The organism is Shewanella piezotolerans WP3 (genome assembly GCF_000014885.1).
In the GTDB taxonomy this organism is placed as follows: Bacteria; Pseudomonadota; Gammaproteobacteria; order Enterobacterales; family Shewanellaceae; genus Shewanella; species Shewanella piezotolerans.
The window spans coordinates 169,384-185,163 of record NC_011566.1 but is presented as its reverse complement, the minus strand read 5'-3'; the positions used below and the strand labels follow the sequence as shown (position 1 = coordinate 185,163).

Annotated in this window: 7 protein-coding genes, 1 pseudogene and 1 riboswitch; of the genes and pseudogenes, 5 read left to right on the top strand and 3 right to left on the bottom strand. The window is 43.5% G+C overall.

Translation table 11 applies throughout. From position 1 onward, the window contains the following. Positions 1 to 16: 16 nt before the first annotated feature. Together SWP_RS00810 and SWP_RS00805 are read right to left on the bottom strand one after the other, a co-directional pair. A pseudogene (locus SWP_RS00810) lies at positions 17 to 268 on the bottom strand (GIY-YIG nuclease family protein); the annotation flags it as partial. A gap of 11 nt (positions 269 to 279) precedes the next feature. Then, complete coding sequence (locus tag SWP_RS00805; RefSeq protein ID WP_020910397.1) at positions 280 to 2,439, bottom strand: S9 family peptidase; 2,160 nt, start codon at positions 2,437 to 2,439, stop codon at positions 280 to 282. Between the two features lie 148 nt (positions 2,440 to 2,587). Then, positions 2,588 to 2,827, top strand: a riboswitch (FMN riboswitch). Positions 2,828 to 3,016: 189 nt separating this feature from the next. Here SWP_RS00805 and ribB point away from each other — a divergent pair. Continuing rightward, the gene (gene ribB / locus SWP_RS00800) at positions 3,017 to 3,655 is read left to right on the top strand and encodes a 3,4-dihydroxy-2-butanone-4-phosphate synthase (protein ID WP_020910396.1); all 639 of its coding nucleotides are present in this window, start codon (positions 3,017 to 3,019) and stop codon (positions 3,653 to 3,655) included. Positions 3,656 to 4,361: 706 nt separating this feature from the next. Further along, positions 4,362 to 7,583 carry an EAL domain-containing protein gene (locus tag SWP_RS00795; protein ID WP_020910395.1) on the top strand — a complete coding sequence of 1,074 codons (3,222 nt, stop codon included), beginning with the start codon at positions 4,362 to 4,364 and terminating at the stop codon, positions 7,581 to 7,583. 62 nt (positions 7,584 to 7,645) lie between these two features. On the opposite strand, the gene ftnA is transcribed toward SWP_RS00795, so the two are convergent. Then, complete coding sequence (ftnA, locus tag SWP_RS00790) at positions 7,646 to 8,173, bottom strand: non-heme ferritin (RefSeq protein ID WP_020910394.1); 528 nt, start codon at positions 8,171 to 8,173, stop codon at positions 7,646 to 7,648. 368 nt (positions 8,174 to 8,541) lie between these two features. On the opposite strand from ftnA, the gene moeA reads away from it, so the two are divergent. The 3 genes from moeA (at position 8,542) to SWP_RS22955 (ending at position 15,756) form a co-directional block, all read left to right on the top strand. Then, on the top strand, positions 8,542 to 9,786 hold the full coding sequence (gene moeA / locus SWP_RS00785) for a molybdopterin molybdotransferase MoeA (protein WP_020910393.1): 1,245 nt from the start codon (positions 8,542 to 8,544) through the stop codon (positions 9,784 to 9,786). Between the two features lie 14 nt (positions 9,787 to 9,800). Next, positions 9,801 to 10,586 carry a molybdopterin-synthase adenylyltransferase MoeB gene (gene moeB, locus SWP_RS00780; protein WP_020910392.1) on the top strand — a complete coding sequence of 262 codons (786 nt, stop codon included), beginning with the start codon at positions 9,801 to 9,803 and terminating at the stop codon, positions 10,584 to 10,586. Between the two features lie 256 nt (positions 10,587 to 10,842). Continuing rightward, positions 10,843 to 15,756 carry a Calx-beta domain-containing protein gene (locus tag SWP_RS22955; RefSeq protein ID WP_020910391.1) on the top strand — a complete coding sequence of 1,638 codons (4,914 nt, stop codon included), beginning with the start codon at positions 10,843 to 10,845 and terminating at the stop codon, positions 15,754 to 15,756. Positions 15,757 to 15,780 lie beyond the last annotated feature (24 nt).

The window sequence follows — 15,780 nt, the reverse complement described above, 5'->3', positions numbered from 1 at the left end:
AACAATGCTAGCTTGGCTAGCGGCTTTCTATCAACGCCAGCTTCTTAGCCCTAGGCCATTTCTTCAAGACAATCTCACGCTTTAGTGCTTCACTGCGGCTGCCTACAGTTTCCGAGTAGGCTAAAGTTAAGGGGCCTTTACCGCGCAAAAACTTGGCAGACTTAGCGCTGCCACTTTGATGCTCGCTAAAACGCCGTGCGACATCGGTGGTTACTCCTGTATATAGGTGGCCGTTAGCACAGCGCACCATATACAGATACCAGACGGACTCAGCTGCCACTAGTTAGCTTTTGCCTTATCTAAACCGAGCAAACCGATGAAGAAAGCGTACTCTTGTGCTTTGTCTTCATATTGGCGATAACGGCCACTCTTGCCACCGTGCCCTGCTTCCATATCGGTATCAAACAGTAACAAATTATCGTCGGTTTTAATGTCACGCAGCTTAGCGACCCATTTAGCGGGCTCGAAGTACTGCACTTGTGAATCATGTAAGCCTGTGGTGACTAGCAGATGTGGATAACCCTGCGCTTTAGCTTGATCATAAGGCGAGTAACTCAGCATATAGTCAAAGTAGACCTTCTCATTTGGGTTGCCCCACTCGTCGTATTCGTTTGTGGTCAGTGGAATAGTTTCATCCAGCATAGTGGTTACGATATCAACAAACGGTACGTGCGCAGCCACCGCAAAGTAGCTTTGTGGGGCTTGGTTGATTACGCCGCCCATGAGCAGGCCACCAGCACTGCCACCTGCAGCAACCACTTTGTTTTTGTCGCCATAACCTTGTGCGGTTAATGCTTGAGTCACATCGATAAAATCATTGAAGCTATTTTGCTTATTGAGCATACGTCCATCGTCATACCAACCACGGCCAAGCATCTCTGAACCACGAACATGGGCAATCGAGTAAACAAAGCCACGATCCAGTAAGCTCAAAATAGAAGAGCTAAAATCAGGCTCTACCGTATAACCGTAGGAACCATAGCCATATTGATATAATGGATTAGTGCCATCTTTGTTAAACATCTCTTTACGGTAAACCAGTGTCACTGGTACCTCTTTTCCATCACGGGCTTTTACAAATAACCGCTCTGCTTGGTATAGCGTTGCATCAAAGCCGCCAAGCACTTTTTCTTGCTTGAGCAATTGGCGCTGATTGGGTTGAGTAAGATCATATTCATAAACCGACTCAGGCGTGGTTGGGCTTGAGTAATACAGCCTAAGCTTATCGCTCTGCTGACTCGCATTAACATCGAAGCCAACCACATAGGCGGGATCATTAAACTCAAGTTCGACACCAGCACTCATATCAAAATCTTTATCTTTCAAGGGATAAACATGGATTCGGCTAATGCCACGCTCACGAGTTTGCACCACCATGTATTGTGTTAACAGTAGAACGTCTTCAATTCTCGACTGAGGATCATGAGCAATCACATCTTGCCAAGCCTGTTTATCGGCTGCGCTATCGACTGCGACCTTCATCAGTCTAAAATTGCTCGCTTGCCAGTTGGTTAAGATGTAGTAAGTCTCTCCCAACTTAGAGACTGAGTATTCATGGCCCTCTTCACGTGGCAATACCGCTTTAAACTCAGCCAAGGCCGCATTAGCATCAAGCATTAACACTTCGCTGGTAATGGTACTCTCAGCGTATAAGGCTATTTCGGTTTCATCTAGCGACTTACCTAGGCCAATGTAAAAGGTGTCATCTTGCTCTTCATACACCAGTACATCTTCAGCTTGTGCGGTGCCAAGCTTATGGCGAAACACTTGATAGCCTAATAAGGTTTGTGGATCTTTGGCGATGTAAAATAGATGCTGGTTGTCATTAGCCCACACCACTCGTCCATCGGTGCCTTCGAGCTTATCTGTTATCAGCTCGCCGCTGACAAGATCTTTAAAATAGAGGCTATAAATACGGCGACTCAGTAAGTCTTCACCAAACACTAGCTTGCTTTCATCGGGGCTAACAGATACACCACCTAAACCATAGAAATCGTGCCCTGCAGCTCGCTCATTCACATCAAGCAGCACCAACTCATCATTACTATCAATCGCTGTTTTTCGAGCAACAATGGGGTATTCAAAACCTTCTTTGTAATAACGATAATACCAATGCTTATGCCAGAAATAAGGTACGCTTGATTCATCCTTATCAAGTCTCGCCACTAACTCTTCAAACAACTGTTTTTTAAGGCCATCATAAGGTTTGAATTGCGCTTTGGTGTAGTCATTTTCAGCATTAAGGTGAGCAATGATCTTAGGGTCTTTGCGCTCATCATCGCGCATCCAGTAATAATCGTCGACCCGAGTCTCACCATGTAAGGTCATGCTATGAGGTATTTTTTCCGCAATGGGGGCATCGATTTCAGTCTTAGGGATCATGTTTTTACATCCAAATAGCAAAAAGGTGCTTAGTGTGAGGGCTAACATTAATTTCATTCGCGGCGTCCTTGTCAGCATAAAGTCATGGCGGGTTCGTCAGTAAACAAGTTCTCTACCCCCACCACATTTGTCAGATCCCCAGCTTGTCATTTTAATCAAATTGACGCAACATAGCGGCGTTTATCTGTTATCAAACAGAAATCAACATAATTCTCAGGGCGGGGTGTGACTCCCCACCGGCGGTAAGTTATGTAAGTTGTAGCTATACAGCTTCATAAAAGCCCGCGAGCGCCTACTGATAGTGACAAGATGTCCACTAGTAGGGTCAAGCAGATCTGGTAAACAGACCTTTTACAGGTTGCACCTACTCCAGAGCCGACGGTAATGAATACTGCTGCGCACTATGTGCATTGCGTGTACTAAGTCCGGATGAAAGAGAATATAAGATTGAACAAGTTTGCTTTTACAAGCTGCTTCAGTGTGTTTTGCCGCGTGCAGATCCCCTAATGCAGCCTGCTTGAACAAAATTGAATTCACCTCTTATTAAGCACATGCATCTATCTATGATGCAGGTGTCATTTTCTGTACGCCCTGATTCTGGCAACCCAATGTAGTTTATTTAAGGATGTTTACCATGAATCAGTCTTTACTAGCGCCTTATGGCAACGCTATCGAACGCGTCAATGCAGCACTTACCGCCCTTCGCGAAGGCAAAGGAGTGTTAGTGGTTGATGATGAAGATAGAGAAAACGAAGGCGATCTTATCTATAGCGCCGAAACCCTTACCAATGAGCAGATGGCGCTACTTATTCGAGAGTGCAGCGGCATTGTATGTCTATGCCTAACCGATGAGCGCATCACTCAGCTTGAACTGCCACCTATGGTTGTTGATAACAACAGCCAATACGGTACTGCGTTTACCGTCAGTATCGAAGCTAAAGAGGGAGTCACTACAGGAGTTTCGGCTGCAGACCGTGTTACCACGGTAAAAGCTGCTATTGCTGATGGCGCCAAGCCTGGCGATTTAGCTCGTCCAGGCCATGTTTATCCTCTTCGTGCTCGTCCAGGTGGTGTATTAGAGCGTCGCGGTCATACCGAAGGTACTGTCGACTTGATGAAGCTCGCAGGTCTTAAACCTTTCGGTGTTCTATGTGAAGTGACTTTGCCCGATGGCACCATGGCACGCCTACCTGAAATCGTCGAATTTGGTCAACAGCATAATATGCCAGTACTGACCATTGAAGATATTGTGGCTTATCGTAACTCACAATAATCTAAATCACAGTGTAACTTCAGTATGTTGTTATGCTATTGAAACAAAAAAGGTCATGCCTACTGCATGACCTTTTTTGTACGAGTAAGCTATACATCAGTCAATACTTAGCCTTATACCAATTGCATTAAAAGTTTGACCATTCAGCGGGAATTCAAAACGCTGTAGGAAAGTAGTGGGATTTGAGCTAATAGTTATTCTCGGCTCTGGCATCCTGCTTCGCTCTACCTCCTAAATCCATTTAGTCGTATATCCAAATCCCATAGCGAATCATACAGCGTTTTGAAACCCACACTACGTGAGTTCCTCAGTCTTTCCACTTCTGCTTTGCATTGGCTTAAAAGGGAACAACCATTTCTTTACCAATGCGCTTTGAATTGAAAAGACTGAGGGGCTCTGAACTGGTCAAATACTTAATGCAATTGGTATTAGCTTAACGGAGAAATAATTTAGTAAACACGCATTTATCACCTTTTTCGGTAATTGACAGTGGCAAAATAATTACGAATAAGAAGAGAGAATTAGCCACGATTTTGACACTATTAGTTAAATTCGTGACCTAGATTAGACTTTGATGAATTAACTGAGACTCCACATTCTGAATATGGTTATTATTTGGCGCAATTTTTTAATCTCCTATCTTCACTTTTAAGATTAAAACAACATATTTAACAGTCAAACTGTTACGTGAAAAGGTTGTCGCCGAATGTTAAGTCTATTAAGCCACCTGAGCTTAAAACAGAAACTATTTCTTATCGCCTCTCTACCAATGCTGATATTGGTGGTGTTTGCCGGGCTACATTCCGTTTCGCTCTACCAGCAATACCAAGACGCTTCTGCCAATTCGTTTACCACCCAAGTAACTCTCGATATAGAAAACATTCTTTTTGAATTGCAAAAAGAGCGTGGCCTGTCGGCAGGCTATCTCAGCAGTCAAGGCAAGCAGTTTAGCTCTGAACTACAACAACAGTGGCTGGCAACAGACCTAGCACTGCAAAGTTTGCTACAGAACAAAGCATTGCAAAGGGTTCTTGATACCACTAAAGACGATCGTGAGCTTTATCACCTATTACAAACCCGCTTCAGTCGCAGCAGTGATGAACACCAACAACTACTCAAGATGCGTCAGCAAGTAATCAAGCTTAATGGTGGTGATTACTTTAACTATTATTCCCAACTAAATCAGAAGCTGATTAGCTTTATCTCTCAGCTACGTTTTAAAAGTGACGACTCCTACCTGGAAATGATACAGGCTGATTTAGTCAATATCTTAAAAGCTCAAGAACTTGCAGGGCAAGAGCGCGGCTTAGTCAACCAATTACTGTCGGCCCCCACCTTAAACGCAGACTCATACGAAGCCATCGACAACATCACTCACCGACTGGAAAATACGGTTGAGAATGCAAGCGTAGCGATGACAAATGAAAATCGCAGCAAACTAAATCAAATAATTGAAAGCCCGGAGCAGCGGCAAGTCGGAGTATTATTACAACAGTTAAAGCAGCAGGTTGAACTCATAGAGCAAGCCCACAAGCTCAGTGAACTAATGGGGTATAAGGGCTTAACCTATGACTATAATCGCTATTTAATGACAGCTATGCCTCAATATCAACTCAATTTCGAACAGCACCATTTTGAGCTAAATATGGCCCTCGAAAATGTTGCACGCCGAGATAACCTAACCAGCCAGCAATCGGCTCTGATAGCGACAATTAAGCGCACTACCGATACCTACTACCAACATCTATTGCAAGCAAGTAAGAATCTACAGCAGCCAGCCCCAATGAGTTCGCTAGCCGAACAATATGCCGATATGCAGCAGGCTCTGCAGCAACTGCAACACCAAGCACCGTTAATTAGCAGTAAACAATGGTGGGCTACCGCCAGCGATCGAATAAGCTTATTGCACCAAATGAACATCCAATTGACCCACAAAATAGCCCGTCAAAGTGATGTTCAAAAACAGCTAATTGTGTCGTCACTGTATATTAGTTTTCTTAGTGGTGTTTTGGTTTTCTACATGGTGTTTATCTTAGGTAAATACATCGCCAATAGCCTTATCAGCTCGATTACGACCATAGTTAATGATGTCGAAGAGATGGCAAAGGATCCTAATCTACAGCTGAACATTGAGATTAAAGGGAACGATGAATTAACCCAGATATCTACCGCACTAAACCAGATGTTAAGCGAGCGCATGCTCGCCAGAACCTCTTTGCAGCAAGCATCTGCGGTATTTGAGCATTCATCCGAAGGCATTATGGTCACCAATGCCGATAACCGTATTGAGTTAGTTAATCCCGCTTTTACCAAAATTACGGGTTATACACTTGAAGAGGTAAAAGGACAAAAGCCGAGTGTGCTTAGCTCTAACCACCATCAACCAGAGTTCTACAGCCAGCTTTGGCATTCGATAACGACGACCAACCATTGGGAAGGTGAAATCTGGAACAAACGTAAAGATGGTAATGTTTACCCAGAATATCTATCAATAACCGCAGTTGAGAATGCTCAAGGCCAAATAAGCCAATACATAGGGCTATTTTTGGATGTGAGTAACCACAAACAGTATGAACAAGATCTCTGGTACAAGAGTAATTATGACTCGTTAACTAAGCTTCCCAACAGACATCAGTTCTCATCTAGACTGCAGCACGCTATTGATGGTGCCAGCCAAACAAATTCTCAGGTGGCAGTGTTCTTTATCGATTTAGATCGCTTCAAGTTCATTAATGAATTACATGGCCACGCAGCTGGCAATGAGATTTTAAAGCAGTCAGCCACACGACTTGAATCCGTACTCGGGCCAGAAGACTCTATTGCTCGTTTTGGTGGTGATGAGTTTGTCATTATCTCACCGCAACATAATGCCATTGAAACTGCAGAACAGCTGGCACACAAATTAGTAGATGTATTAGTTCAACCGTTAAAACTTGATGCTATTGAAAGTAATATTTCCGCCAGCGTCGGCATCGCTTTCTACCCTGAAGATGGCCAAGATATTGAGATGCTACTGCGAAACTCAGAAACAGCCATGTACCAAGCAAAACGTGATGGTCGCGCTCACTTCCAATATTTCTCGCCTGAGATGAATGTTGAGATGCTAGAACGAATGCAGCTTGAACAGAGGCTAAGAAAGGCGGTTAAGAAGTCTGAGTTTTATTTGGAGTATCAACCTGTAGTTGATATGACTCACGGCACAGTATCCAGTGTAGAAGCGCTTATCCGTTGGCGAGATCCTGAATTTGGCATTATCTCTCCAGCGCTATTTATTCCCATCGCTGAAGAGACTGGACTTATAGAACCGCTAGGCGAATGGGTGTTAAACCAAGCACTCGCAGATCTGTCTAGCTGGCATGCACAAGGGCATATGCTAAAAATCGCTATTAATGTTTCCGGCCGTCAGTGTATAAACTCCAACGGTTTGAGCTTTTATCAAGTTCTTGAGGAAGCATTACTACGCCATAAAATTGCAGCACATTATGTGCATATTGAGATCACTGAAAGCTTATTGATAGAAGATAAACCCTACAGCTTAGAGATCCTGCAATCTATTAGAAACTTAGGCGTTGATATCTATCTTGATGATTTCGGTACTGGCTACTCTGCATTAAGCTATCTCAACCAGTTCCCAATTTCAGTCATTAAAATTGATAAGAGCTTTATCGACAATGCTACAGTCAGTCAGTCCGACGCTAAGCTCGTTAAAGCCATTGTTATGATGGGGCAAAGTTTAGAGATGACGCTGGTTGCCGAAGGCATTGAAACCGAAGAGCAGTGGGACTTCTTACAATCATTAGGCTGCAATTACGCCCAGGGTTACCTAATGTCAAAACCCTTATCTAGCGAGAACCTGCTGACCTTTCTTGAAAATGAAACGGCAATCAACCGCATAATAGATCGTAAAGCACTGGCATCGGTAAATTAGGCTATACCAATATATAAAAAAGAGCAGCTAGGCTGCTCTTTTTTATCACGCTAAAGAGTCAGTTATTCAGCGGTGCTAGTCATCACACTGGCAGACTCTTCAATTGCCATTTGCGCTAAGTCTTTATCAACGAAGAACAATGCTTTGCCATCTTCACCGACTAAACGGATCTTATCGACGATTGATTTAAATAGCTTCTCTTCTTCGTGCTGCTCAGAAACATACCACTGCAAAAAGTTAAACGTTGAGTAATCTTGGTTAGTGAATGCAGCGTGAGCAAGTTCGTTAATCTTTTTAGTGATTAGCTGCTCATGCTCATAGGTGTATTCGAATAACGCTAACAGCGATGGGAAGTCAGCTTGTGGCGCTTCAATGGTACCAAGCAGCGGCATTCCACCAGTTTCACTTACGTAAGTGAACAAACGGTGCATATGCCCCATCTCTTCATCAGCATGGGCACGCATGAACTTAGCTGCGCCTTCAAAACCTTTATCTTCACACCATGCACTCATCTGCAGGTACAGGTTAGAGGAGAAAAACTCCATGTTGATCTGGTCATTTAACTGGTCAATCATCTTCTGGGCCAACATCTTAATTCCTCAGGGTATCTGTTTATGGCCGCTATTGTTATCAAGCTAGCTTAAAATTGCAATAAAATTTACTTAAGTTACTGTTTAATAAATAATAATGGTTTTCATTTACATAAAAAAGTAACAGCTAATACATGGCTGCCAACTTAGAAAATATTAAAGGAATCAGCCCCTAGCCTATAGATAGAGGAACAAGAGATGACTAAATCCGGTAGCTAGCCAAGGCTAAATTCGATAAAAATAATAATAAAGCCACTATCAGCTGTTAAAACTGCCGAGCAGATCATAGTCATCTGCAATCACCGTGGCATAATGCGTTATATTCGTTTTTAATTAACGTACGCTAATTTAGCCTCAAGGATAGATAGATGCAGACTCATGCAGACCCGTGTAAACAACCTAGCCTAATGCATCCCTCGCTAGCGATTGTAAAATTACTAGAACAAGTGCAGCCAACCACAGATTCTGAAGTCGTTACGCTGACACAAGCCCTAGGACGCGTCTTAGCTGAAGATCTTGCTTCTCATGTCGACCTACCTCCTTTCGACAACTCAGCAATGGACGGCTACGCCTTCAATTTTGATGATTTAGATGCAGGTACGCCGTTAACTCTTGTCGGTGATTCTTTTGCAGGACATCCTTTTAGCGGACAATGCGTAAAAGGCGGCTGCATCCGCATCATGACGGGCGCACCAGTACCTGCTGGCTATGACACAGTACAGATGCAAGAGAAAGTCACAGCTGATGGCAACAACATCAGTATTGAAGCACCAAAAGCCAAAGGCGCAAACGTGCGCTATCGCGCCGAAGAACTTAGCACTGGCACTAAGGTACTCTCAGCTGGCACTCTCATTGGTGCCGCAGAGATGGGAGTACTAGCAACCATAGGCGCGAGCCAGTTAAGAGTATATCGCCCGCTTAAAGTTGCTTTTTTTTCAACAGGTGATGAACTGCGCCCTGTTGGCAGTGAGCTTGCTCCTGGACAAATTTACGATTCAAACCGCTACAGCATTCAAGGGCTACTCAGCCGTGCAAACGTCGAATGGATAGATCTTGGTGTTATCGAAGATGACAAAGAAGCCATTCGCCAAGCTTTTAAAACTGCAGCAGCTCAGGCTGATATGGTGCTGACTTCTGGTGGAGTATCAGTCGGTGACGCCGATTACACCAAGCAGATCCTCGATGAAGAGGGTGAAATCACTTTCTGGAAACTAGCGATTAAACCAGGTAAGCCTTTTGCATTTGGTCACTTAGGTGACGCAGTATTTTGTGGTTTACCCGGTAACCCAGTCTCCTCCATGGTGACATTCTATAAGCTTGTTTGGCCGCTAATACAGAAGATGCAGGGCTTGCCACAAGTAAAACCAGTAACACTATCAGCCACTTTAACCCAAGATATTCGCAAGTTCCCAGGACGCGTTGAGTATCAACGTGCCGTTTTGAGCTATAACGAGCAAGGTGAAGCACAAGTGGCAGTAACTGGTGGCCAAGGTTCAGGCATGCTGACCTCAATGACACTCGCTAACTGTTTTATCATCTTAGAGCAAGATTGCGATGGCATCAGTGCTGGCGAAAAAGTTACCGTCGAACCTTTCAATAGCGTACTGGCTTAAGAGAACATATAGCAATGTCGAGTGAACTGACTGATACAGATGAGATTTTAACTGACGCAGAAATTTTGCGTTATAGCCGTCAAATCTCTATCAAAGCGATGGACTTTGAGGGACAAGAGAAGCTCAAGCAGGCCAAGGTGTTGATCATCGGTGCTGGCGGCTTGGGCTGCGCTGCCAGTCAGTATTTGGCGGTAGCGGGTGCAGGAGCCATCACCTTAGTCGACTTTGATACGGTTGAGGTGTCTAACTTGCAGCGGCAAGTATTACATCAAGATGCCAATGTTGGCCAAGCTAAAGTTGACTCAGCTAAAGAGACGTTAACAGGCTTAAACCCACATATTAAAATCGATACTATCAATGCAGTGCTAGATGATCATGAAATTGAATCATTGGTTGCACAGCACTCAATTGTGATGGATTGCACCGACAATGTCATGGTACGTGAGCAGCTCAATCAAAGCTGCTTTAAGCACAAAGTGCCACTGATCTCAGCAGCTGCCATCCGCATGGAAGGTATGGTTACAGTATTTGACTATCAAGCACAAACGCCTTGCTACCACTGCTTTAGCCAGCTATTTGGTGAGCAGCAACTCAGCTGCGTCGAATCAGGTATTTTAGCCCCCGTAGTCGGAATGATAGGTTGTTTGCAAGCCGTGGAAGCAGTCAAAGTCATTGCTAATATGGGCCGTACCTTAGCCGGGCGTATTTTGATGATCGATGCTATGACCATGGAGTTTCGAGAGATGAAACTGCCAAAGCAAGTTAGTTGTAAGATCTGCAGTTGTTCACCTACAACATAATTGCATAGAGGTATCCACAAGAATAGGATACCTCCTCTTAACCGTATCATTAACCGTATCAATCAGTACAAAACAGCATAAAACTCCCCTGTTGAAAAATACATTGCTTCCTCTTAGCAAGCCTATCCAACCACTTAATATTTATCGCTAGTTACTATTTCTCAACTTGTCAAATTTTTAGCATTAAAATGCTAATGATATGTTAATATCCGCGACGAAAAACACTGAAAAGCAAACACTACAAAGGACGTAATGTATGAAGAACCGGCTATCTATAATGTCGTTGGTATCTTTGGGAGCGCTAAGCTTTACAGCACAAGCAGTAAACCAAAGCCTCTATGCAAAAGGTACAGAAACAAATGTCACCACTTCAAGTAAAGTAGCAGTATCTCAAAATATTCGAGATATCGCTTCACCAATCAGAGTCGTAACTAAGCAGCGAAAACTTAAGCTCGAGCAAAGTGGAGAGAAAATTCCTGGTGTTGATATCAATAAGCAAGTTAGAAATATCTTCCCATTTGCCAGCTCATTAAGAACTCAAGACAAAGTAAAAGATCCATCAATCCAGTCTATTTTGAGACCTAATTTATATTCTCTTGCAATGCCAACAACTGGCGTATCTTTTGATGGAATTAACAATATTCTGGGCGTTGCTCCACCAGACACTAATGGTGATGTAGGCCCTAATCATTATGTTCAAGCAGTAAACATAACCATGGCTATCTTCGATAAGGAAGGTAGTACCTTAGTGGCACCATTTGCCATCAACGACCTTTGGGATGGTTTTGGCGGTAAATGTGAAACGAATAATGATGGCGATCCTATTGTATTGTACGACAACATGGCAGATCGTTGGTTAATAAGCCAGTTCGCACTTGATGGAACTGATAACCATGAGTGCATCGCAATCTCTACCACTGGCGATCCAACTGGTTCTTATTATCTTTATGATTTCGCATATGGCGAATTAATGAACGATTACCCGCATTTTGGTGTATGGCACGATGGCTATTACATGGGGGTAAACCAGTTTGACCCTACAAATAATTATTCATATGCCGGTGGCGGAGTCGTCGCCTACGAAAGAGATAAAATGCTGGTGGGTGCAGAGGCTAAGCAAATCATCTTTAGCATGCAGGGTAACACCCCTGATGTTTTTACCCCAATGCCTCTTGATATAGATGGCCCTACCTCTCCTAATACAAATTTAAACCAAACTATTATGTGGGCTGATGGCTCAGGTGAAAGCAAATTGCACTTTGCAGAGTTTGACGTTGATTGGGAAACACCTGAAAACTCAAACATAATCCATAAAACCTCTCTTGATGTTGCCGAATGGAATGCACCAGATAATGCAATGCAACCTAATGGTATTGAACTTGACGGCATGCCAATCCGCTCAATGTTTAGAGCTGCCTATCGAAATTTGGGCAATCGTAGCTCGATTGTTTTTACCCATAATGTTGCAGCTGCAGATAATTCAACGCCTGCTTTACGCTGGTATGAAATTGACTTAAATGAAACCTCCGGCGATGTGAGTGTTCGCCAACAAGGCACATTTGCTCCTGATGAAAAAGCACGCTGGATGGGTAGTGGTGCAATGGACACCCAAGGTAATATCGCTTTCGGCTACTCTGTTTCTAGTGTTGACAAGCACCCTTCTGTTTTTGCTGCGACCCGTAAAGTTGATGATCCTTTAAACGAACTAACCAGTGAAATTGAACTCAAAGCGGGTACAGGCTCTCAAGGTAATATCTATCGAAATCGCTGGGGTGATTACTCCAGTATGAGCATTGATCCGGCAGATGAATGTACATTCTGGTTCACAACAGAGTATTACAAAGCGGAAGATGACAATACCACAGCATGGTCGACTAACATCTCTAGCTTTAAACTACCCGAGTGCCAGGTTGGCCCATCCGGAGAGATTAGTGGAAAGGTAACTGATGGAGATACTGAGACAGCGCTTGCCAATGTCGTAGTCACTGCTGCAGGACGCTCAACGGTAACGGATGCAGAGGGGAATTACTCTTTTACTGTTCCTGTTGGTGATTATACGCTTTATGCATACAAGTATGGTTGGGAAGAACTCACAACAGCAGAATTTACAGTAGACGAAGATGAATCAGAGCTATTAGATGTTAGCCTTACCAGCGCAGAAATGGTTACCGTTTCAGGCTCAGTGATGGATACTTCAGGTCAAAACTGGCCTTTATATGCCAAAGTTAATGTCGAAGTACCGGGTGATGTGATTTCAACATTTACCAATCCAGAAACTGGCGAATATAGCATAGATCTTGTAGCAGGGACGGCCGTGAAAGTTGCGGTATCAAGTAACGAGCAAGGCTACCTAAAAGCATCTGAAAATATCACTCCCGTCAACAGCGGTGGTTCATCGGCAACTTTTGCTCAAAATTTCAACCTCAATATAAATCCTAACTGTACAGCTGATGGCTACGAGCTAAATGAGCTCAGCTTCTTTGAAGGCTTTGAAGGGGATGTATTCCCTCCAGCAGGCTGGACAACAACAGATGATGCTACAAGTGGTTTTACATGGTTCAGAGCAACAACGGAACGCTCGATTTCAGGGATCACTAATGAATCTGTAGGTTTTGCTCTAGCTGATTCAGATGCAGCTGGAACAATAAACTTAGATACTTCGTTAATATCACCTGTCTTTAATACTGCTGACTACACTCATTTCGATTTAAGTTTTACAGCTTTCCACTATTATATAGGCGGAGATAAAGTAGCTGTAGAAATAAAAATTGACGACGGCAGCTGGATAACTTTAAGCGACTTAAACAAAACAACCAGTAGTTCTACTTCAGCAGAACAATATCATTTAGATCTAAGCAGCTATGTTGTTAATGCAACTAGCTTCCAGCTCCGCTGGAGATATTATGATGCCTACTATGCATGGTACACCGCCGTTGATAATATCAGAATCGGTTCATCGACTTGTGATCCAATCTCTGGAAACAAGGTCACAGCATATGTAAATGACGCAAACTTTGCTACGACGCTAAACAATGCGCAACTCATGGTTGATGGCCAGCCTATTACAGTGTCTGTAGCGACAGAAGAGGACGAACAACTTAGCGATGGCCTGCTAATGTCATTTATTCCTGATTCAGCTACCGATATTAAATTGACTGCACCCCTCTATGAAAGCAAAGATGTTGTTGTTTCAGACTTTAGCTTAAGCTCACCAATTGAACTGAATGCAGGCTTACTAGAGGTGTCAACCGACGCTCAAACTGATTTCAACATTACCGTAGGCCGTGATGAAGAGCGAACACTAGCGGTTGAAAATACAGGCACAGCAGGTGCTACTTATCAGGTACTAATGATCCCTGGTAGCAGTGAGCCACTGCATGTTGGTGTTTATGATGCTTCAGGACGCCATTTTGGTCCCAAAAATCTACAAGATATGGATGCTAAAAAATCTCGTTATGCAGCTGATATTAAAGCAACACAGCTACCTGGCGGCGATATAATTGGTAATTTCGATTTAGGTTTACTCTATGGCTGGGGTCTAGTAATGGACCGCAATACAGGTAACCTGTGGGTCAGTGATATAGATGCAGATCCACAATTACTCACTGAATATCAGACAGACGGGATCCAAACTGGGCGCACAATACTGACCCCTAAAGAGCAAGGATGGGGAGCAGATTTAACATTTAACGGCAGAACCAATAGTTATTGGCAAGTCTATGTCGGTGGGGATAACTGTATCGTCGAGATCAGTGAGCAAGGTGGGCTTACTGGCGAAAAGATATGCCCGGAGTTTGCCCAGTCACAGCGTGGACTAGCCTATGATCCAATGACAGACACCTATTACTCTGGCAGCTGGAACGACTCACTAATACATCAGTTCAATACTAACGGTGAGCTGCTCCGCTCTATAAATGTCAATATGGCTATCGCTGGATTAGCATTTAACTCCGCTAATGGTCAACTATATGTCACTCATAACGCTGCCGCTGCAACAGGTGTTTTTGACATATATGTGCTCGATGTAAATACCGATTACCTCGATATTGTAGGTGGTTTTAATGTTGAAGATCAAAATGGAACCTCACTTAGAGGTCAAGCAGGTCTAGAAATAGACTGTGATGGCAACCTGTGGACTGTAGATCAAACTCAACAAAAAGTGCTTGGTATTGCAACTCAATCTGGAGGCGTATGTGACTGGAAGATAGTTCCTGGACTTACGTTAAAAGAAGATCATGAAGGGGCTATTGAAGCTGGTGAAAGTAACGACATACAGCTCACACTAAAAGCTTCAGAGCTTGCAGTCGGCGAATATGAAGCAACCATTATTGTTATGAATGACACCCCTTATGGTGTAACAAACATTCCTCTATCAATTGTGGTAACTGAAGCAGTTGTGGGTGAACTCGGCTTCAAAGAAACCGCAGCTTCAGTGAAAAATGGTGATGCTGTTGAGTTACTCATTGCTCGTACTAACGGCGATGATTTTGCTGCTTCTGTAAAATACGAGTTAGTCTCAAACTCAGCTATTGCGGGCGAACATTTCGATGCTGCAAACGGATTAGTTGAGTGGGCAGACAAAGACGCCACTGATAAATCCGTACTAATTGAAACGATTAACCTCGATCTTGATCAAGATATATCATTCACAGTACGCCTATCTGACGCTTCTGGAGCAACGCTTAACGAGGCTGCGAAAGATACATCTCTTATAACGATTACTGCAGATAAACTAGGCGTAATTGCGGTAAAAGAGACCAACGTATCTGTCAATGAAGAGGATGGTTCTGCTGAAATTACCCTTAGCAGAACTGATGGCTCAGATCGTGAAGTTATGGTCAATTATGCCGTTAGTCATATCTCAACAAATGATACAGATCTGGCTGACACTACGGGTACAGTGGCTTGGGCTGATGGTGATATAGAAGACAAGACAATATCTATCACTATCAATGACGATGCTAATGTCGAAGCCGATGAAGCATTTAACCTTGTCATTTCGGCAACAGATAGCACCATTGAGCTTGGCGCTACAGTAACAGCCGTGCGAGTGTTGAATACAGACAAAGTAGAAGTTAAAGCGAAAGAAAGTAGCGGTGGCTCTCTGGGCTTCTTATCGCTAGTAATATTGAGCTTATTCGGCTTAAGTCGTCGAAAGTTTATGGGCTAATGCTCGGTTAAACCTAAAACAGGA

What these genes read in the sequence shown, in the direction of transcription:
- SWP_RS00805 (WP_020910397.1), bottom strand. Translation starts at nt 2,439, where the DNA reads ATGAAATTAATGTTAGCCCTCACACTAAGCACCTTTTTGCTATTTGGA.
- ribB (WP_020910396.1), top strand. Translation starts at nt 3,017, where the DNA reads ATGAATCAGTCTTTACTAGCGCCTTATGGCAACGCTATCGAACGCGTC.
- SWP_RS00795 (WP_020910395.1), top strand. Translation starts at nt 4,362, where the DNA reads ATGTTAAGTCTATTAAGCCACCTGAGCTTAAAACAGAAACTATTTCTT.
- ftnA (WP_020910394.1), bottom strand. Translation starts at nt 8,173, where the DNA reads ATGTTGGCCCAGAAGATGATTGACCAGTTAAATGACCAGATCAACATG.
- moeA (WP_020910393.1), top strand. Translation starts at nt 8,542, where the DNA reads ATGCAGACTCATGCAGACCCGTGTAAACAACCTAGCCTAATGCATCCC.
- moeB (WP_020910392.1), top strand. Translation starts at nt 9,801, where the DNA reads ATGTCGAGTGAACTGACTGATACAGATGAGATTTTAACTGACGCAGAA.
- SWP_RS22955 (WP_020910391.1), top strand. Translation starts at nt 10,843, where the DNA reads ATGAAGAACCGGCTATCTATAATGTCGTTGGTATCTTTGGGAGCGCTA.